This is a genomic window from Psychrilyobacter piezotolerans, from assembly GCF_003391055.1.
GTDB classification, from domain to species: Bacteria; Fusobacteriota; Fusobacteriia; order Fusobacteriales; family Fusobacteriaceae; genus Psychrilyobacter; species Psychrilyobacter piezotolerans.
This window is the reverse complement of record NZ_QUAJ01000012.1, coordinates 72,783-93,979: the sequence shown is the minus strand read 5'-3', so window position 1 is coordinate 93,979 and position 21,197 is coordinate 72,783. Positions and strand designations below refer to the sequence as shown.

Sequence of the window (21,197 nt, the reverse complement as noted above, 5' to 3'; positions counted from 1 at the left end):
CTTAAAAAAAGCTTTTAGGTTGTCGTTGGTAAGAATATCTTTAAGTGTAATAGTAGTCATAATAGTTATTATACCAAAAACCCCCAAGATGGGGGCTGGGGGTTGAAGAAGCGTTAGCTTTTTTTTATATACTTTTTACAAAAACAAAATGAATTCCTTATCCCATATATTTACTTAAAAAATATAATTTGAATGAGAAATAATAGTATTGTTCTGAATAACTAGTCGTCTAATAAAAAAAACAAAAACAAAATTAATGAATACTATAATGAAGCTGCAATGAATATAAAATAACACTACAAAATTGTAGTTGAATCAAATAAAAATGGGGGGGAGAGAGATGAAAGTTGAGAAGGTATTGAAAAGATGGTTAAAAAGAAAGGTTAAAATAACACAGGTTCTTCTAGTTACTTTTTTGATTACTGGATCTATTGGGTACTCACAGGTTATAACAGGAGATAGCGGGCAAATTATAATTAAAGATTCCAACACTACACTAAAAGTGGAAGAAAGTGGAAAGGTGGACAGCAGGGAAAAAAAATCTACAACCGATAATTTAGGTTTTGTAGGGGTAAAAGATGTGTCCGGGAATGGAGTCATAGTCAGATCAGATGTGGAAGGTGTGATTTTAGAAAATGTAGGGATAGAAAACATAGGAATAATTGCCGGGGGATTGACCAGTGAGGTAGGTAATAAACCACTCCTAATCCAAAAACAGGGGAATGGAATATATGACGGTGAAAGAGTATCTAAGATAGAGAACAGCGGGAAGATAGCAGGTGAGGTAAGTGCAAAGGGGAGTTTATTTGTAGATATAAGAGAAGAAGATTATGAAGGTGTGGAAGGACAAATATATAAGAGCGGAAATGGAATATATGGCGGGACTGTGGTAAATAATACAGGAACAATAGAAGGAGATGCGAATTCTGAGGGTGGGAAGATAGATGATCCGACTAAAGTCATTGTATATGCAGGGACTGACGTAGTGAGAAGTGGAAATGGTGTAGTGGGGGAAGTGGAGAAAAACAGCGGAGTAATAAGGGGAAATGCAGTATTAAAAGGTGGAGAAAGTATATTAGGGAAAGCTGATATAGATCCCACTGGGGATGAAGTATATTCATATGCAGATGTCAGTTCTGGTTATGACTACGGGCCTGATGATGAACTGGAAGGAAAAAGTGGAAATGGAGTATATGGAGGAGTCAAAAATAACAGCGGAGTAATAACGGGAGATATAGATCTACAGGGCGGCTTAGCGACTGCAAGAGCATTGAAATATGCAGAGGCAGGAGCAGAAGCTACAGCGACTAAAAGTGGAAATGGAGTATTGGGAGAGGTAGGAGAAAACATTGGGACAATAAGAGGAGATGCAGTATTAAAGGGTGGGAGTTCAATCGGTGTAGTGGATGGAACAGCAGAAGGAAAAGTAGGGGCATACGCTTATGCATATGCAGTGGGAAGTGGAAATGGGGTAGATGGAGGAGTCAAAAATAACAGCGGAACAATAACGGGAAGAGTGGATCTGGAAGGGGGAGCATTAAATGGAATAGATGTAGGTGGGGATGTAGGGGTCGTAGAAAAATCTACAGTAGTATTTGTATCTGCAGATATAGCAGAGGCAAGAGCTTATGAAGTTGCAGATGCAGATAAAAGTGGAAATGGAGTAGGCGGATATGTAGAGGAAAACAGCGGAATAATAAAGGGACGTGCAGTGCTAAAGGGAAGTTCAACAGGTGATGGAATATTTGCTGAAGCGGAAGGTAAGGAGGCATATGTTAGAGCAGATGCAGATGCATATGCAAACCTAAGTGGAAATGGAGTATTAGGAGGAGTGGGGAAAAATAGTAAAATAATAAAGGGAAAAGCATTATTAGAAGGAGGAAGAGCAGAGGGAGATGCCCAAAGGCAAAATTTTGAAGAAGGCAATGATGTAAGCCCTGAAATAGCTATAGTAGAGGCATATGCATCTGCCATTGCATATGAAAGTGGAAATGGAGTAATGGGAGGAGTGGAAGAAAACAGTGGCTTTATAAGAGGTAGGGTAATATCACAGGGGGGAACAGCTGCAAGTATGATAGAGGGAATAAAAAATGAATCGGATGTAAATTCGGATGCCACTGCAGACCTAAGTGGAAACGGTGTGGTAGGAAAGGTAGATACCAATAGTGGAATAATAAGAGGAAGGGCAGATTTACAAGGGGGAACAACCAGGGTTGATCTGACAGGACCGACAGGGGATTCTATAGTGAAATCAATTGCAGAAGCAGATGCATATGAAAGTGGAAACGGGATATTGGGAGATGCAGGAAAAAATAGAGGAATAATAGAAGGAAGTTCAAGATCCCACGGTGGTTCGGAAGATGGAACAATAAGTGGGAATAATTTGGTATCTGGTTGGGCAAACCTAAGTGGAAACGGTATATACGGGGCAAAGGCAGGAGAAAACAGAGGGATAATCAGAGGCCGGGTTGATCTGATAGAAGGCAAGGTCAATGGAACTGATGCAGGTTCAGGTTCTACATTCTCAGGAAATGGGATTGCCTACAATGGGGAGATTAAAGATTTTCCCAACAGTGGTCTTGTGGCAGGATCAAAGAGTGCAATAGCTGCTGTTTCAGTAAATAATATAGTGAATAACGGTGTCATGGCAGGGCAGGAAATTTATGGTGATGGACAAGATTCCATGGGAACTATGGATGAAACAGGGACAACAAATAACGGGGTATATGTAAGATTAAATACAGATGGTAGTGTAGTGAATGTAGAGAATTCTTCTGCCACAGGAACTATTGTTGGTGGCAGGGAAATAATAAATACAGGTTTAAAAAACAGTAATTCAGATTCATATGATACTTTTACATCGGATATATCCAACAAGATAATAAATGGAGCCGGGGTAGGAAGCGGAGTAATGACAGTAGATGGAACAGTTAAAGTAGAAAACTCCATGGTGAACGGATATGATAAGGCGGTTATATTGAATGACGGATCTTCTTTAACAGCTGTCGATACCGTATTCAACGGCGGAGGAGTTGGAGCCATCGAGGATAACGGTACTCCAGATGATATAACTGATGATTATGTGAGATATAATCCTATTATAGTGGGGAGTGACGGAGACAATGAATTGACCTTGGCAGGGAAAACGATATTAAATGGTGATATAGATGTGAAGGGTGGAATAGATAATCACCTTGTTATTGGAAGTCCGGTACAATTAAATGGTGATCTTTACGGGTCTGAAAATAAAGATAGTGAAGACAGGCTGGAACTTGGAGATAAACCTGTAGCTGGTCAAGAGAATGAAGAATTAATTATTAGCGGAAATGTAAAAGATTTTGAAAATATGGAAGTAAGGGGAGAGGTAACATTTACTGAAAGAGCAAAAATTGAAGGAGCTGAAAAGATAGAGATAAGCGATAATAGCACTTTGAATGTAAGAGTTGATACAGAGAAAACAGATGGTGATGGAAGAGTTACTGGTCATGCTCTCTATGAAAACAATCTAATTGTAGCAAGTGAAGAGGATGGAGCAGAGGAAAATGGAACTCTTAATATAGTTACTAGTGGAGTAGGAAGAGGAGTAGTTGTAGCTTTATCCGATACTCATAATAATAAAGTAACTATAGATGAAGATATTCAATTAAAAACAGATTCTATTATTCATGATGCAGTAATAGATGGAAATGGAGATATCGTAGTAGGAGTAGAGGATGATTTACCAGTAGATGGGGGTGGTGAAACATATTATGAAAAATTAGATTTAGTCTATAAAAGTATAATTTCAAGTGGAGATACTAATATAGATGCACTTAATCCTACTGTAGCTTCAGGGGCAGCAGATGCTGCCAAAGAACTTTATATTCTATTAAATGATATCTATGCAGCTAATCCGTATGGATATTCATTATATGCCTCTAAGGAATCTATGAAAACATTTAGTGAGACAGCATTGAACAAACCATTTAAAGCAGATAAGAAAAAATGGATGATATATGGTGGACCAATATATAATGATGATAAGTTTACAAAAAAACATAGTACATCATATGAAAATATTGAGTCAGAAAGATCAATATTTGGAGGTTATGGTTTGGCTGAATATGGTCTGTCGGATAAAACTTCAGCAGGGATTATAGTTGGAGGAAATAATAATAAGGTAGATATCTCCAACGGATCAAAATTAGATGGAGATAGTTTCTATATTGGAGCATATGGGAAAACAGAAGTTAGTAATTTTAGATTTATAGCTGGAGGAGGGTATCAATATACGGATTATGACAGCAGAAGAATAGCGGCTAATAAATATCAAGATCATAAATATGAGGAAAGTTATTCTAACAATGGATTTGATGCATATATCGGTAGTATATACTCATATGAATTTGGACAATCGTATTTTTTAGAACCAAAAATCAATTTAACTTATACTAGAATAAGTCAAGATTCGATAGATGAAGGAAATGAAGATCTTGCTATAGAAACAGGTTCAAAAACAGAAGATTATTTAGATGGAGAGGTGGGAATAGATTTAGTCAAAGAGATGAATTTTTATCAAGGTAGTGCAAAAATTAAAGGTGGAATATCTTATATACGTGCATTAACTGTAACAGATAAAAGTATTCTGACAGGGAATATGAAGGGTGGATCGGACTTTGATATCTTAATTACTGAAAGAGATGAGGATTTAATGAAGGCAGGCATATCATTTGAAGGAGAACAAAACAGTGGATTTATTTATGATGTAGGAGGTGGATATTTAGCAGGAAGTGATACAGATGATTATTATGTAAGTGTAGGAATAGGGTATAAATTTTAATTGGTTGAAGTTTAATAGGAGGAGATGACTGAGGTCATCTCCTTTTTTGTTTATATCTATAAAAGGAAGATGAAATAGAATTGGTATATAAAAAAAACTTTATGAATTTTCAGTCTCTGAGTCATGGTATTAAAAAGGCGGTGATAAATTGAAAAAAGAAGAATTTTTTAAAATAGCTAAAAATGATGAATATCAAATAAAAACTTTTAAAAAGGGTGAATTTATCTATACTTCGGGTTGGGATAGAAAGGTTGGATATATTTTAAGTGGAGAAGTATTAGCTTCTAAACATCTTTCTGAAAGGATAATCCTTTATCCAGTTGGATTTAAATCAGGAGAATTTATGGGGATAAATTTATATTTTTTTGATTCCAACAATGATAATTTTTTTGACTGCCTGGCTAAATACGATGATACGAAAGTAGCATTTTTAGAAAAAAAATTATTTGAAAGATTGTTAGAAAGAGCTGATTTTTTAAAGATGTTAATCTATGATAATGAGAAAATAATATTGAATTCAATAGGTTTGACAATGTTTTTAGCTTATGGTCCTTTAGGTTATTTTGCCTATATCCTGGATATAACAGCTACAGGGGATAAGGTTTTTTATGAAAGGTATTTAGACTATTGTGATTATCTAAATGTTAATAAAACAAGACTTTATGAGATAACCAATGAACTGATTGAGAAGAGAATTATCACCAAAGAAAGAAAATATTTAAAGATAATAGACAGAGAAAGGTTAAGGGAATATTTTGAAGGAAATAAAATATGAAAATTCCGTTTTTCGGAATTTAAAAATAGAGTGATATGTTATAATCACTCTATAAAAAAAAATAACATGGTTTATGGAGGGATGATGATGAAAAAAATTATAACAATATTGTTTTTAATGATGGGATTGGTAAGTTATAGTGGCGAAGCAAAATTAATTATTCCAAGAGGAACACCTTTGATGATAAAAACTATAGACACTATCGATGGATCCAGGCACAATGCAGGGCATAAATTTTCTGCAATATTAGAAGGGGATGTAGTTATAGGCAATAAAGTAGCTATAAAATCCGGGAGTAAGGTCTATGGTACGGTAGTCGAATCTGTTCAAGCCAGCAGGCTGGTGGGATCATCTAAACTAAGTATTAAATTAACTCAGGTGATGGTAGATAACAGATTGGTATATATAACTACGAACCAACTAAACTATATAGGGAAGCAAGGGTCAGGAGCAGATACAGCAGGGAAAACTGCCAGAGCAGTGGCAGTAGGCGGATTGATAGATGGCAGCAGTGGAGCTAAAACAGGAGCCAAAGTAGGATTAGGTGTATCTGTACTCACAAAGGGAGGAACTATAGGGATTCCTAGCGGAACATACCTGGACTTCACCTTTGATCAGGACGTGGTGTTATAAGGAGATGACTTAGGTCGTCTCTTTTTTTTGTTTAGATTTGTTATTAAGAAATCGAGGTGAGAATAAGAGTAATTCAAATTTTGTGGTATACTCTTACTAAATAATTTAGATATATCTGGGGAGGATTGAAGATGTTAAAAATTTTACTGGAGAGAAGAAGTATCAGGAAATATAAGGATAAAAAAATAGAAGAGGAAAAGATAAATCAGATATTGGCTGCCGGGAAAGTAGCTCCCAGCGGGAAAAATAAAAAACCATGGGAATTTGTGATAGTAGAAGATAGGGAAGTATTGAAAAAATTATCCATGGTAAAGCCAAAGGGGGGGTTATTTTTGGCAGAAACTCCTGTATCTATCGCTGTAATAGGCAATGAGGAAATATCCGACACCTGGGTGGAGGACTGCTCTATAGCATCGGCATTCATCCAGTTAGAGGCTTGTAATCAGGGCTTAGGGTCATGCTGGGTACAGATGAAAAACAGGTTTACCAAAGACGGAGGAGACGCTGAAGAGGCAGCCAAGGAGATCTTGGAAATACCAACTAACAAAAGACTGCTCTGCATAATTGCCCTAGGATATCCAGACCAGGAAAGACCTGCATATAAAGAGGAAGATTATCTGTAAGGTTTAACTCCTCCTTCTTATGGTTTCACGAGGTTACGAATATTATAAAATTCTTGTATTTAAAAAGAATTTCCTAAATGTAAAATCAGAGAAACCGAAGCAAGAATAATTGGAGTTGAGACCCTCTCCCCTTGTTGTCGGGTGTTTCACGACTATTAAAATTAGATCTAACTAAATCTAATTTTAAATGTGAACCCTCGTAGGGAGAAACCTATAGCAAATTTACTTCGTTTCTAGATTTGGGTATAAAATGACATTTTAAAAATTTAGTAAATGAAATATGAAGATAAAAGCTATAAAACGGACGACTTTAAAAATATAAATTTTTTAATTATTTATATTTTCTCTGAGGTAATCGATTCGACTTTTCCTTGAATTTTTCCGTTAGCTTTTCTTTCAAGAAAAAAGGTAACCCGTATCAAAGACGGAAACTTTGGAACCTTTTTCGAAGTTCATGATGGTCGGGTTCACGTTATAAAAAAAGAGCCACTCAGAATTTTTCTGAGTGGCTCTTTAGTTTTACCCTACCAATATATTTCTCAATAAACTGTGGTTTAATTCCCCTTCAAGGCTTAATTCCTTCAAGGTAAGAATTATACTCCTAACAGTCTGGAGATACTCCTGCGGTTTATCCTTAGGAGTGATAACCAGAAAAACTATATCCACTGGTTTACCGTCTGGTGAATTCCATTCTACAGGATTCTCTAAAAATCCACACACACAGGTAGTCTTACTCACATCATTTGTACGGCAATGGGGAATAGCAACTCCCTTACCCAGAGCGGTACTGGCTAATTTTTCCCTGGTCATAATAGCATGGGATATCTCATGGACATCTTTGATGAGATGTTTTTCATGGAGCAGCTTAGTTAACTGTTCTACGGTGTCATCTTTATTTTGGGCTTTAAATTCCCATATATTCCCCACTATATCTTCTATAGCAAAATGTTTTTTATCTTTTCTTCCCTTATTTTGCCCCCCTATAAATTTATTCCAGGCTATAAGGGTTCTCTCTGAAATCCATGCTCCTCCAATCTCAAAAACAACCAGAGCTGGGATAATGGTGTTGAAGATAAGTTCTCCTCCGCTATTTTTTAAGACAGTAGCTACTAAGATAGTTTCTACTGCTGCCATTCCGGCTTGTGGAAGCATGAGTTTTGGAAGACTGTTTGTTATCTCCTTTTCCTGACCTGTCATACGACATCCAACCCAAGTTCCGATAAGTTTTGCACTCCCCCTAACTACCAGATATCCTATAACAAAGACAAATGTTTTAGCTGAGAAAGTCTCTAACTTTACACTGGCTCCAATAAGGGCAAAAAAGAATAAATTTAATGCCGGCATTACATTACTTAACTGCAATGAATGGAAGATAGCATGGAAATGGTAGTTTGATACCAGGGCTCCTGCAACTACTGCAACTATTAAGAAAGGCAGATGAAAATGTAAGGCTGCAGCAGAACCCACGGCTACAACTCCAGCTACAATAAAGAAAAGCTCTATTGAAGGCATGGGACCGTAAAAACTTTCTACCTTTACTTCCAGTCCTTCCTCTTCATCTACTTTCCCGGGTTTCACAGTGAACTTTAAGAGTAAAAAAATCAGAACTCCGATCAATACAGCAAAGAAAAATTCCTTTATAACCTCAAAGGCAAGGTGGCCGAAAGACAGGTGTTCCCCGTTTTGCATCATAACCGCTATACCCAAAAATACCGAGAAGAAAATTACTTCGATAATATCATCCAGGACCACTATATTGGCTAAAAGATTTTTTAATTTACCCTCAACCTTTAATTTGTTCATAAGGACAAAGGTAAGAGCCGGTGCTGTGGCTATTCCGATGGATCCCACGATGGCTGCATTGATAAGCGGGAAATTAAAAACCTTAAAGAAAACTAAGGTAATAGAAACCCATGCAAGCAGAGCCTGGGTAAGACATATAATAGTAGGTTTTATCCCCATTTGTTTCAATCTGTCAAAATGAAGTTCCTCTCCTAAACTAAAGGCTATGAGCCCTAGAAAGAAAAATACAAAAAAATGACTTTCCTCAATTACATTACCATAGGTGGTGAACCCATGAGTATAGATATACTCCAATTTTTGAAAAATAGGCATAGAAGATAATCCTTCCTTTGTAGAAGCCCAATCGTGTACCAATGTCCATAGGTGAGGTCCAACCAGCATTCCACCTAAAATTTGACCTACAGTTTCTCCCAGTTTTACTTTTTTAGCAATTACTCCCCCTGTGTACGCTCCAAGTATCAGCATTCCAATAGCTAATATCTGGATTTTCATAAAGTCCATTTAAATCCTCCTAATAAAAAATAAACATATTGTACTATAATTTCACATTAATTTCAATGCATTTCGCGTAATTATGAAGCATTTAAAGTTTCCTTATTAAACATTTAAAGAATATAAAAATATATTTTGAATATCCCAATGAAAAAACTGTTATTTGAATTTATGTAATTTAGGAAAGAACGGTTGTTATATGATATAATTTTAATAAATAAAACGGTTTTAGAGGTGGAATAATGGATTATAAGATAACAGAGGAATACAAAGATACCAGAGTGGATAAGTTTGTCAGAAAAAAATATGAGGGACTAAAATTAGGAGAGATATTTAAATATCTCAGAACAAAGAAAATCAAGGTAAATGGAAAAAAAGTAGATGGTAAATACAGGTTACAGGTAGGAGATGTGGTGAATGTTTTTCTACGTGAGGGAGCTACTGTGGAAAAATCATTTATAGAGCTGACAGAGAAGGAGATGAAATATCTGAAAGCCGGAATTGTTTATGAAGATGAGAGGGTGCTGATATTTGATAAAAAACCAAATATGGTAATGCACAAGGGCAGCGGACATGATTACGGGCTGTCGGAGATGCTGAAAGCATATACAGAAAATATGAACTTTACCTTTGTAAACAGGATAGATAAGGCCACTTCCGGGATGATTATAGGGGCTAAAACCCTGCCGGTGGTAAGAGAATTATCGGAGGAGATCAGAGAGAGAAGGGTAGAAAAAAAATACTATATCCTGGTAGATGGAAAACCAAAGCAGAATAAATTTACCATTAAATCTTATCTGAAGAAGACGGAAACAAAGGTAATAGAACTGGATGAATATGAAGAGGGGGCTAAGGAGAGTATCAGTTACTTTAAAGTAGTGAAAAATGGAAAAGAAAGAACTCTGCTGGAAGGACTGTTGGGAACCGGAAGAACCCATCAGCTGAGAGTGCAGTTAGCCAATGAAAAATTGCCCATTGTAGGGGATATGAAATACGGGATCAGCAAGGAAAGTATGATGTACCTGTATTCATATTATGTAAATATACCTAAGTATAATATTGAGATAGAGAGGGAGATCCCTGAAAATTTTCTGAAGAAAATTTAAATAGTGAGGAGATATATATGATTTTTTTAAATAGAGCAGCAATTGAAAATATGATTTCTTTAGAGGAAGTAATGGATAGTGTAGAAGATGCATTTTTAGCCTACGAAAACAATAATTTTGAGATGCCGGACAGGATCCATGTGAACAATAAAGAAAATACACTTCTCTATATGCCTTGTTTCACAAATGAAATTTTTGGGACAAAATCTTTGACGATCTTCCCTAAAAATAGTCAAATAGGTAAGCCGGTTATAGATGGTTTCATGACTTTAAATGATCCTAATACCGGAGAACCCCTGGCTATGATAGATGGAAAGACTCTGACAGAACTTAGAACAGGGGCAGTAGGGGGAGTAGGAGCTAAACACCTTTCTGAAAGAAATTCCTCTACTTTGGGACTTATAGGTGCAGGAGTCCAAGGGTTTCAGCAAATACTTTTTATATCGAAAGTCAGACCCATAAAAAAAGTAAAAATTTACGGATCGAATATAGAAAAATTAAAAGATTTTTCCAGTCGTCTAAAAAAGAAGATTGATATAGAGGTAGTTATTTGTGGATCTGCAGAAGAGGTTTTAGAGGGAACTGACATTGTGATTACAGCTACCAGTTCAGAAAATCCTGTTTTGCCTAACAAAGCTGGACTTCTAAAAGGCAAAACTTTTATCGGGATAGGATCCTATAAGCCTACCATGAGAGAGTTTCCCAAAGAGATATATTCTCTCCTAGATAGAATATATACAGATACTTATTTTGCAAAGGAAGAATCAGGAGATCTTTGTTATCCCTTATCAGAAGGTCTGATTAAAGAAGAACAAATTCATACTATAGGTTCTTTTATGAGTAACAAAGAAAAAAAAATTGATGAAACTGTTTTTTTTAAATCGGTAGGGATGGCTCTTTTAGATATATATGTTGCAAAAACTATATATGAAAAAGCTGTTGGGTTAAATATAGGACAAAAAATAAATATTTAAAATATAAAATCAGTATAGATTGAAAGATTGGATGTACTGTAAATCTGTGTCAATACAGGGGGAAAAAGTTGAAGAATATAAAAAAAATATTAGAAAATACTGAATATAAGATATTAAATTCTGGGAAGGAGATGGAGTATACCGGAATGGAGTACGATTCTAGAAAGATAGCAGCAGGGAATATATTTGCTGCACTGGATGGAAGTGTGGTAGACGGGCATAACTATATAGAAAAAGCTATCTCATTGGGAGCAAAATGTATCTTGGTTTCTAAAGATGTAGAAATATTAAATAAGGAGATCACATATATTTTAGTGGAAGACTTGAGATTACATCTGGGGATTATAACTTCTAATTTTTATAACTGGCCCCAGAAAAATCTAAAGGTTATAGGAGTAACAGGTACCAACGGTAAAACAACGATTACCTATATTCTGGATGAAATATTAAAAAATACCATGAGGATAGGGACGGTGGAGTATAAGATAGGGGAGGAGATAATACCGGCTCCTAATACAACCCCGGAATCGCTGGATCTGGTAAAGATGTGTAAAAAAGCTATAGAAAAAAATATAGAATATCTGGTGATGGAGGTCAGCTCCCACGCCCTTGAGATGGGAAGGGTAGAGATGCTGGATTTTGATGCTGGGATATTCACTAACCTCACTGCAGAACATATGGATTACCATAAAACAATTGAAAATTATTTTCTGGCTAAGAGAAAATTATTTACTAAATTAAAAGATAGTCAGTGCGGGGTATACAACGTAGAAGATATCCATGGAAAGAGGTTGCATGATGAATTTGGCGGAATAGGTTATGGTGAAGATACGGGGAATTTAAGAGGAAAGATAATAAGTGTAGACAACACTACCCAAGAGATAGAAGTAATCTATTGTGATAAAAGCTACAGGTTGAAGAGCGGCCTTCTGGGAAGGTTTAACCTTATGAATATTTTAGGAGCTATTGGTGGAGGGATTCAGTTAGGGCTGGATATGGAAACTATCATTGAAAGACTAAAAGGATTAAAGGGTGTTCCAGGCAGATTTGAAACTGTAGACAGAGGACAGGATTTTATGGTAGTTGTGGACTATGCCCATACAGAGGATGCACTGAAAAATATTTTGACTGCTCTAAATGAGATAAAGAGAGGCAGAATCATAACTGTATTTGGATGTGGAGGCGACAGGGATACTACCAAAAGACCCAAGATGGCAGAAACAGCAGAATTACTCAGTGATTTTGTGGTATTGACGTCGGATAATCCGAGAACTGAAGATCCGGAATTAATCTTAAACGATGTGGAAAAAGGATTTAAGGGAAATAAAGATTATATAAGGGTAGCTGACAGAGAAAGGGCTATAGCAGATGCAGTATCTATGGCAGATAAAGATGATATTATCCTAATAGCAGGGAAGGGACATGAAGATTATCAGATAATAGGCAGAGAAAAGATTCATTTGGATGACAGGGAAACAGCTGGAAAATATATTGAAGAAAGGCTGAAAAAAGGAAAAAAAATCTTAGTGTAACTCTTTATCTCATTTCTTAGTGCTGAAGGGTTTAATTTTAATAATCTGAGATAATTTGTGTGATCTGCGGCAAAAGAAAGTTCAAAAAGTCAGGTATGAGTCTGCGTCAAAAAAATTAATTAATTATTAGTCTCGCCATAGGTGACAAAGGGGGAAAGATGTTTTTACTGCAAAAATTTATATCCAATATATTAATATCTCCTGGGATATTTATAATTATTCTGCTTATGATTTTTATGATGAATCTTCGTAAAAGATCTGCGGTAAAGGGAAATTTTTTGTTACTGGTCACAATAACAGCTATCTATTTATTATCTATAGAACCGGTAAAGGATATGGTAGTACAGCCCCTAGAAAAAAATTATCCTCCCATAACCAGAACTCAGCTGGAGGAAGCGGACTGTTATGTGGTCTTGGGAGGAGGAATCTACGATAATGCTCCCAAAAGTTTATCTTCTGTAACTGGCAGTCCAGGCAAAGCAGCATTATTCAGGGTAGTTGAGGGAGTGCGTCTGTATAAAAATTATCCTAAAAAGATAATAATTACAGGTGGAATAGTGTATAATGGAGAAAAATCAGAGGGAAGGATATATAAAGAGCTCATGGTGGACTTAGGAGTTCCCGGCACCGATATAATAATTGAGGGAAGGAGTAAAACAACAGAAGAAAATGCAAGGTTAACAAAGGGTATAATGGAGAAAAACGGATATAAAAAAGCAGCTCTGATAACTTCTGCCACTCATATGAAAAGATCAAAATATACCTTTGAAAAATACGGTGCAGAAGTAATACCAGCTCCTACAGGATATGTATCCAGGTATAAAGGCAGCTACGGGATGGACAGTTATTTCCCCAATGCCGGTAATTTTGTGGATATCAGGAGTGCAGTGTGGGAATATATTGGATTAATATTTTATAAGATAAAATCTTAGGGGCAATTCATGAATTGCCCGTACTTTAGGCGATAAGGAGGAATAAATATGTTGATGAAAGAGGTAAAATCGGTAAGGATAGCAGATAGATTTGAAATAGGCGGGAATAAAGGTAAATTTACACTCTTGGCAGGGCCTTGTGCCATTGAAACTGAGGAGATGAGTATCAGGGTAGCCGGAAAGATCAAAGAAATATGCGACAGGTTAGGGATAAATTATGTATTCAAGTCATCTTTTGATAAGGCCAACAGATCATCGATCCACGGGTTTAGAGGAGTGGGGATAGATGAAGGATTGAGAATTCTGAAAAAAGTAAAGGATACCTATGATATACCTGTGATTACAGATGTACATGAGCCTTGGCAGTGTGAAAGGGTCGCAGAAGTGGTAGATATGATACAGATACCTGCATTTTTATGCAGGCAGACAGACCTATTGATGGCAGCAGCCGAAACCGGATTACCTGTAAATGTAAAAAAAGGCCAGTTTTTAGCTCCCTGGGATATGAAAAATGTGGTCAATAAGATGCAGGAAGCTGGAAGTGAAAACTTTATGTTATGTGAAAGGGGAGTAACCTTCGGATACAATAACTTTGTGGTAGATATGAGATCATTTATGGAGATGAGAGAATTTGGATATCCTGTGATCTTTGATGCTACCCATTCGGTACAAATTCCAGGGGGACAGGGGACGTGTACAGGTGGAAACCGTGAATATGTATTCCCATTGATGAGAGCAGCCCTGGCTGTAGGAGTGGATGGAATATTTGCAGAGGTACATGAAGACCCGGACTGTGCTCCCTGTGATGGTCCCAATATGCTGAAATTAGAGGATTTAGAGGAAATATTAAAGGTGGCATTGGAGATAGATGGAATAGTGAAAAGATAGAAAAAAACCTCCTAATTTTTAGGAGGTTTTTAAATACTAAAGATATTTTGATTTTTTTTTATCTAATTTAAATTTAATTTAACTTTTTTGACCTTCACAATAAGACTATCTATATGATCAGCCATGGCTTTTTCGGCAGCTTCGGGATTTTTCTCGATTATGGCATGGGCTATATTTTTATGTTCTTCTATGGTTTTCATACCCAAATTTTTTTCTATTTTTTTTAAGGCCGGTGTAAACCTGGTGTCTTCCACTACCATTTGGAGCATGAGTTCCAATATCTTATTCCCTGCAAGGGTGGCTATATACTTATGAAATGGAATATTATATTCATATTCGGTGAGATTTTTTACCATTTTTTCGTGACTCTCTATAATTCTCTTAAAATCTTTTTTTGTTTGAATATTAGATTTTGCAGCGGCAAATTTAGCCATCTGGCTTTCAATTACTTTTCTGGCTTCCAAGGCCTCCAAGAGTCTGTCTATTTCCTGTATATTCAGAGCACTTAAAAATAATTCTCCTTTTTCCCTTCTGTCTTTTTTTCTCTGAAGATTATTTAAGTAAAGTTTTCCCTTATCGGTTATAACCCTTCCCCTATACCCGTCTTTCAAAGTAAAACCAATATTATCCAAATCGAAAAGAATTCTCCCGATGGTGGCCTCACTGATATTTATCTTTAAATTTTTAAGTTCCCTTTTTATTAAAGAAGCCCCTGTAGGTTTTTTATGTTTTTCAAGGAGTCTCAATATAGAGTAATCGTAGTTTATTTCATCATTATTCACTTTTCTTCACCTCGATTTATTTAATTCTATTTTAATTATACTTCCATTTTATCTAAAAGCAAAATTTAGCTACTCATCTATGAGGGGTGTTCTAAATCTGCAGAACAAGATCCTTGGTTTTAAAACACTTTAACTGGATGCCACGGAAATAAAGGGGCAAAAAAAGTCGATAAAAAAGTATTTCTTAAACAATAAAAATAAAAATTATTTTTAGATTGCTTTCACAGATAATCTCAGCCATATACTTAACTTGTAATCATTTTATTAGTTAGATAAAAAAGGAGGTTATAAAATGAGGATAATTGATCATCCTATATTAGGTGAGGAAAAAAGAAAAGAATATGTCACTATTTATTACAACGGGAAGCCCTTAAATGCTTTGGCAGGTGAGACAATAGCGGCGGCTCTTATGAGTGCAGGAATAAGAAAATTTAGAAAAACTCCTAAATATAAGAGGGATAGAGGAGTTTATTGCGGGATAGGAAGGTGTACAGACTGTGTTATGGTAGTAGATGGAAAACCCAATGTCAGAACTTGTGTAACTCCTGTAGAAGAAGGAATGAATGTGGAAACACAGATTGGATATGGAAAGGGGGAAGAGTAATGAAAGAAACTCAGGTTGTAGTTGTAGGGGGCGGCCCTGCAGGTCTTGCTGCAGGTATAGAAATTGCAAAATCCGGGGGTAAAGTTACTGTTTTGGATGAAAATAAAAAACCCGGGGGACAGCTTTTTAAACAGATTCATAAGTTCTTTGGTTCCAGGGAACATCTGGCAGGAACCAGGGGATATGAGATAGGAACAAAACTTTTGGAGGAAACGAAGGAATTGGGAGTGGATGTTATACTGGATGCTCCTGTTTACGGGATATTTGAGGGAAAGACAGTGGTTTACTCAAAAGACGGGAAACAGCATCAGATAAAAGGAGATAAAATCATCCTTGCAACAGGGGCTACAGAAAATACCCTTGCTTTTCCAGGATCTGATCTCCCCGGTGTTATGGGGGCCGGAGCCGCTCAAACAATGATAAATGTAAACAGGGTACTTCCTGGAAAGAAAGTTCTTATGGTCGGATCAGGGAATGTAGGATTAATTGTTTCCTACCAGTTGATGCAGGCCGGTGCCGACGTAGTTGGATTGGTGGAAGCAGCTCCAAATGTAAGTGGATACGGTGTTCATGCTTCTAAGATCAGCCGTGGGGGAGTTCCTATTTATACTTCCCATACAGTAAAAAGAGCCATGGGAGATGGGGAAGTCAGCAAGGTAGAGATATGTGAACTGGATGAAAGATTTCAAATGATTGAGGGGACGGAGAAAATTTTAGATGTGGATACTATCTGTATTGCTGTGGGACTCAGTCCTATGTCTGAAATAGCCTGGACTATTGGCTGTGACTTTACGTTTATTCCTTCCTTTGGGGGACATGTGCCGAAACACAATGAAAATATGGAGTCTACTCTTCCGGGAATATATGTTTCAGGAGATATCTCGGGAGTAGAAGAAGCAAGTTCTGCCATGGAAGAGGGACGTCTTGCCGGTATAGCGGCTTCAGAGGCTTTGGGACTGTATAGTGAAGAGAAAGCCAGAGAGCTTAAGGGCCAGGTATGGAAGAGATTAAACACATTGAGAGATGGAGAATTTGGTGAAAAAAGAAAATTATCTAAAAAAACTCAGATAAGTAGATATATGGAGGATGCTAATGAATAGAGGAGTAAAGTTTACGGGAGTTCCTTCCATGGAGGAGATAAAAGCCTGCCCAGGAACTCCAAGTGAGGAAAGATTTGAAAAAGGACCTGTTGTAGCAATAGAATGTGTTCAGAAGATACCTTGTAATCCCTGTGAGGCTGCCTGTCCCTTTGGTGCAATAGAGGTGGGGAGTTCGATTACAAACCTTCCTAAATTAGACGAGGAAAAATGTATAGGGTGTGGGATATGTATTCCAAAATGTCCCGGACTGGCGATCTTTAAAATTCATAAAAATTACAGTGAAAAAACATCCTTGGTGGAATTTCCATTTGAATATCTGCCTCTTCCTGAAAAAGGAGACCAGGTGCCCTGTGGGGACAGGTTTGGAAAATATATTGCTGACGGTAAAGTATTGGGTATAAAAAATGATAAAAAAAATGATGGTACAACTCTTATCAGCGTAGAAATTCCAAAAGAATATTTTATGGAAATAAGAACCATCTGTAGGGGAGGGGAAAGATAATGTGTGATGATAAAGTTTTTGTATGCAGATGTCAGGAAGTAACGGTAGAAGATGTAAAAGAAGCTATAAAAGACGGGGCTACAACTGTAGCCGGGGTGAAAATAAGAACTCATGCTGGAATGGGTCTCTGTCAGGGAAGAAGCTGCGGGAAGATCATTGCCAGAATGCTCTCCGAAGTAGAATCTCCGGAAAAAATAACTCCAGGTTCATCCAGACCCCCTGCAAGGGTAGTAAAAATAAGTGAATTTTTGGAGGTGAAATAAAAGCTATGAACGATAAAAATATAAATGATGCAGATGTAATAGTAATAGGCGGAGGTGTAATCGGTACTTCCATAGCCTATAACCTCTCTAAGAGGGGAAAAAAAGTAACTCTCTTGGAAAAATATGATCATGCCAGAGGGGCATCGGGTTCCAGTGACCAGCTGGTATTGATGCAGTCTAAAAAACCAGGGGTGCATTTAGCCTTAGCTCTTGAAAGTTTAAAGATGTATAAAAATTTAGAAGAAGAGCTGGGGGAGCCTATCCACTTCAGACAAAAAGGCGGTATGATCCTCATTGAAAATGAGAAAGAGATGGAAATAATGAAGGGATTTGTGGAAAAACAGAAAAAAACAGGATTGGATGTTGATATTATTTCACTGGATGAGGTGAATAAACTTCAGCCTGGAATTTCCCAGGATATTATAGGAGCCACTTACAGCCCCATGGATGGAGAAGTGGATCCTATAGCTTTAAATATAGCCTTTGCAAAGGGAGCTAAGGCCAACGGAACCAAGATAATGCTGGGAACCGAAGTAAAGGATATAATAACAGAGGGTAAAAAAGCAATAGGGGTAGAAACTTCAAAAGGGAAATTTTATGCTCCTACTATAATTAATGCAGCCGGCGTATGGGCTCCCCTTTTATGCGAGAAATTAGGAATAGAAGCTCCCATAAAACCAAGAAGAGGGCAGATCTGCATAACCGATGAAGTGGATTATTTTATAGATATGCCTATTCTTTCGGCAAAATATATGATGGCAAAACATAATCCGGATCTTTTAAAGGATGCTCCTGAAATGATTGCAAAATTAGGAATAGGACTTGCTCTCAGCCAGTCTCCGAAGGGAAACATCATGTTTGGAGCCACAAGAGAATTTGTGGGTTATGATAAAAATGTTACCTATGAAGGGATCGGAGAGGTAATCAGAAATGCAGTTACTTATTTTCCCCAGTTAAAAGATATGAGTATAATAAGAACTATGGGAGGATTGAGACCATTTACTCCAGACGGTCTTCCCCTCATCGGATGGACTGAGATAGAGGGATTTTTCATGGCTGCAGGTCATGAGGGAGACGGAATTGCCCTGGCTCCGGTAACCGGAAAAGTTGTGGCAGATCTTATCATGGATGGGAAAACATTCGTGGATATGTCGGGCTTCGATCCAAATAGGTTCCAAAAGTAAGGTGCTAAAATAAATTTATTCGAATCATTGATGATTAAAATAATTATTAGGAGGTATTTTTATGGGTCGTATTTTTTATATTGTTCTAGCTACGGCAGTAGTGCTCCTGGGAAGTGGGGCTATATCGGTATATATAGGAAAAAAGTTTAATACCAGTGAAGACTGGGATGTGGGGGGGCGTGCACTTCCCCTATATGTTACTGTAGGTTCACAATTTGCAACCGTTATGGGGGGAGGAATGCTGGTAGCCCACGTAGGATTGGGATACAGCAGCGGTTGGGCGACCCTCACCTATGGTCTGTTTTTGTCAGGGGTAATGTTTATACTGAGTTTCTTTGCTCATTGGCTGAGGACCCAGGAATTTACAACTATCCCGGATATTTTGGAAAGATTTTATGGTAAGAGCAGGGCTCTTACCTTAGTGGCTGTATTAGCCACTATAATAGTTCCCTTTGGCTGGATTTGTACACAGTTAGTGGCAGTTTCAAAATTATTTTCAAATTTATTGGGCGTATCGCCGGTTATATTGATAATTATCTTTGCAATGATCAGTTTACTTTTTGTTCTTCCGGCAGGATTAGCATCGGTAGCCTGGACAGATTTTATCTTCAGTTGTCTAATGATTGTGGTATCTATCGGTTCTCTTGTGTTTGCATTTAAGATGGGAGGAGGGATCACCAATATTTTTGCTCATCTTCCTGTGGAGACAAAAGCCTTTCCCCAGAGTATGACCTCGGTAGGCTGGCCAACCATATTACTCTGGATGTTTGCAATCCTTCCGGGAGGATTAACCAATCAGATGTATTATCAAAGGATAGGTGCTGTTAAGAATATAAAGGACGCTAAAAAAAGTCTCATATATAGCGGATTATTAATTTTATTTGCTGAATTTTGGGCGATTTATTTAGGGTTCTCAATCAAAAGTATGGCACCTAATCTGCAGCCGGAGATGGCATCGGCATGGTTTTTAAATAAATTACCCATATGGTTTTTAGCAATATATTCGGGATTTCTTGTAGCGACTATTATCTCGACTATAGATAGTGCCATCCATACAGTTGTGGTTAATTTTACCACAGATATTTTAGGGAAGGTAATAAAGACGGATACCATGAGTTCAAAAAAACGTCTATATGTTTCAAGGGTATTTGCAGTAGGTGTAACAGCTGTGGCTGTTATTATAGCCATAATATTCCCAGAAGCATTAAAACTTTTAGTTCTTACCTATGCATTTTCAGCTTCGGTATTATTAGCTCCTATATTTTTAGGTTATTTTTATAAAGACTCAAATTTTTTAACTGTTCAAGGAGTAATAGCAAGTATGAGTTTTGGATTCTTGGGATGCCTGTCAGGATTTTTATTAAAAACAACTATACCATATGTAGTTATAGGAATACTCAGTTCATTTATTTCATTGATTATTGTGAGTAAGTTTACCAAAAGGGAATCTGAAGTGGCCGAAGAGGAGGCTAATTTTTAGTACTGGATAAGATTTAAAGGATGTAATATTTGTAGAATTGGATTTGTTGTTAATATCATATTATACAAGATAAAGGAGTGAGTTTAAGTGGGGATTAAAAGACATAATACAAAAAAAAGGATGAGTCATGCAGTGATTCATAATGATGTGGCATATTTATGCGGGCAGGTTCCAAAGGATGAAACCCAGGGGATGGCAGAGCAGACAAGAACAACTTTGGAAAAGGTAGACCAGCTTTTAGCTGATATAGGAAGCCATAAGAGCAAGATTCTTTCGGCTACGGTTTATATTAAAGATATGAACCAGTTTAAAGAGATGAATGAGGTCTGGGACAGCTGGGTAGAGGAAGGAAGTGCTCCTGCCAGAGCCTGTGTAGAGGCGAATATGGCCAGGGAATCTCTCTTGGTAGAAGTATCTGTTATAGCTGCTGTATAGCTCTTATTGAAAAAAAACTGAAACCTCCTGATTTTTTAGGAGGTTTTTTTTGACCGCTTAAAGAGGAGCTTTGTGCTAAAAAATGAGTTTTTAATGTTTTTATGAATGAAATTAATATATATATGAAAATTAAAAAAATCTGAAGTTATAATATTAGAGTTCCCGTAATTTTTATGGGAACTTTTAATATTAAGACTCAACTATAGCTTTTTAAAAAATAATGATGTATACTATTATTGTAGTACATTTAAACAATATTAATGAAAAAAT

The 21,197-nt window shown here is 36.9% G+C and carries 18 protein-coding genes; 16 read left to right on the top strand and 2 right to left on the bottom strand.

What is annotated here, in order from left to right:
- Window positions 1-340 precede the first annotated feature (340 nt).
- The 4 genes from DYH56_RS08320 to DYH56_RS08305 all read left to right on the top strand — a co-directional run bounded on the left by DYH56_RS08320 (window position 341) and on the right by DYH56_RS08305 (window position 6,850).
- Window positions 341-4,819 (top strand): autotransporter domain-containing protein, encoded by a 4,479-nt coding sequence (locus DYH56_RS08320; RefSeq protein WP_158539100.1) that lies wholly within the window; start codon window positions 341-343, stop codon window positions 4,817-4,819.
- A gap of 148 nt (window positions 4,820-4,967) precedes the next feature.
- Window positions 4,968-5,594 (top strand): Crp/Fnr family transcriptional regulator, encoded by a 627-nt coding sequence (locus DYH56_RS08315; RefSeq protein WP_114642380.1) that lies wholly within the window; start codon window positions 4,968-4,970, stop codon window positions 5,592-5,594.
- An 87-nt stretch (window positions 5,595-5,681) separates the two neighbouring features.
- Window positions 5,682-6,227 (top strand): hypothetical protein, encoded by a 546-nt coding sequence (locus tag DYH56_RS08310; protein WP_114642379.1) that lies wholly within the window; start codon window positions 5,682-5,684, stop codon window positions 6,225-6,227.
- 131 nt (window positions 6,228-6,358) lie between these two features.
- Window positions 6,359-6,850, top strand: a complete 492-nt coding sequence (locus tag DYH56_RS08305; protein WP_114642378.1) for a nitroreductase family protein — start codon at window positions 6,359-6,361, stop codon at window positions 6,848-6,850.
- A 519-nt stretch (window positions 6,851-7,369) separates the two neighbouring features.
- Here DYH56_RS08305 and DYH56_RS08300 read toward each other — a convergent pair.
- Entirely contained in the window at window positions 7,370-9,154 is a 1,785-nt protein-coding gene (locus DYH56_RS08300) for a cation:proton antiporter domain-containing protein (RefSeq protein WP_114642377.1), read from the bottom strand.
- Window positions 9,155-9,387: 233 nt separating this feature from the next.
- Between DYH56_RS08300 and DYH56_RS08295 the strand changes: the two genes are divergently transcribed.
- From DYH56_RS08295 to kdsA, 5 genes are all read left to right on the top strand, one after another.
- A complete protein-coding gene (locus tag DYH56_RS08295; RefSeq protein WP_114642376.1) occupies window positions 9,388-10,251 on the top strand; it encodes an RluA family pseudouridine synthase in 864 nt (287 codons plus the stop codon).
- A 17-nt stretch (window positions 10,252-10,268) separates the two neighbouring features.
- Entirely contained in the window at window positions 10,269-11,225 is a 957-nt protein-coding gene (locus DYH56_RS08290; RefSeq protein ID WP_114642375.1) for an ornithine cyclodeaminase family protein, read from the top strand.
- 77 nt (window positions 11,226-11,302) lie between these two features.
- Entirely contained in the window at window positions 11,303-12,757 is a 1,455-nt protein-coding gene (locus tag DYH56_RS08285; protein ID WP_114642389.1) for a UDP-N-acetylmuramoyl-L-alanyl-D-glutamate--2,6-diaminopimelate ligase, read from the top strand.
- A 158-nt stretch (window positions 12,758-12,915) separates the two neighbouring features.
- Window positions 12,916-13,689: a YdcF family protein gene (locus DYH56_RS08280; RefSeq protein ID WP_114642374.1), complete on the top strand. Its 774-nt coding sequence runs from the start codon at window positions 12,916-12,918 to the stop codon at window positions 13,687-13,689.
- A gap of 48 nt (window positions 13,690-13,737) precedes the next feature.
- Window positions 13,738-14,577 carry a 3-deoxy-8-phosphooctulonate synthase gene (gene kdsA / locus DYH56_RS08275; protein WP_114642373.1) on the top strand — a complete coding sequence of 280 codons (840 nt, stop codon included), beginning with the start codon at window positions 13,738-13,740 and terminating at the stop codon, window positions 14,575-14,577.
- A gap of 62 nt (window positions 14,578-14,639) precedes the next feature.
- Here the strand turns inward: kdsA and DYH56_RS08270 are convergent, their stop codons facing one another.
- Window positions 14,640-15,359 carry an FCD domain-containing protein gene (locus tag DYH56_RS08270; protein ID WP_114642372.1) on the bottom strand — a complete coding sequence of 240 codons (720 nt, stop codon included), beginning with the start codon at window positions 15,357-15,359 and terminating at the stop codon, window positions 14,640-14,642.
- A gap of 292 nt (window positions 15,360-15,651) precedes the next feature.
- On the opposite strand from DYH56_RS08270, the gene DYH56_RS08265 reads away from it, so the two are divergent.
- The 7 genes from DYH56_RS08265 to DYH56_RS08235 all read left to right on the top strand — a co-directional run bounded on the left by DYH56_RS08265 (window position 15,652) and on the right by DYH56_RS08235 (window position 20,927).
- Window positions 15,652-15,963: a (2Fe-2S)-binding protein gene (locus tag DYH56_RS08265; protein ID WP_114642371.1), complete on the top strand. Its 312-nt coding sequence runs from the start codon at window positions 15,652-15,654 to the stop codon at window positions 15,961-15,963.
- On the top strand, window positions 15,963-17,063 hold the full coding sequence (locus DYH56_RS08260; protein WP_114642370.1) for an NAD(P)/FAD-dependent oxidoreductase: 1,101 nt from the start codon (window positions 15,963-15,965) through the stop codon (window positions 17,061-17,063). The genes DYH56_RS08265 and DYH56_RS08260 overlap by 1 nt, the downstream gene beginning before the upstream one ends.
- Window positions 17,056-17,565 (top strand): 4Fe-4S binding protein, encoded by a 510-nt coding sequence (locus DYH56_RS08255; protein WP_114642369.1) that lies wholly within the window; start codon window positions 17,056-17,058, stop codon window positions 17,563-17,565. The genes DYH56_RS08260 and DYH56_RS08255 overlap by 8 nt, the downstream gene beginning before the upstream one ends.
- Window positions 17,565-17,828: a (2Fe-2S)-binding protein gene (locus DYH56_RS08250; protein ID WP_114642368.1), complete on the top strand. Its 264-nt coding sequence runs from the start codon at window positions 17,565-17,567 to the stop codon at window positions 17,826-17,828. Before DYH56_RS08255 ends, DYH56_RS08250 begins: the two co-directional genes overlap by 1 nt.
- 5 nt (window positions 17,829-17,833) lie before the next feature.
- Entirely contained in the window at window positions 17,834-19,012 is a 1,179-nt protein-coding gene (locus DYH56_RS08245) for an NAD(P)/FAD-dependent oxidoreductase (RefSeq protein WP_114642367.1), read from the top strand.
- 61 nt (window positions 19,013-19,073) lie between these two features.
- A complete protein-coding gene (locus tag DYH56_RS08240) occupies window positions 19,074-20,492 on the top strand; it encodes a sodium:solute symporter family protein (protein ID WP_114642366.1) in 1,419 nt (472 codons plus the stop codon).
- An 87-nt stretch (window positions 20,493-20,579) separates the two neighbouring features.
- Entirely contained in the window at window positions 20,580-20,927 is a 348-nt protein-coding gene (locus DYH56_RS08235; protein WP_199532997.1) for a RidA family protein, read from the top strand.
- Window positions 20,928-21,197: the final 270 nt, after the last annotated feature.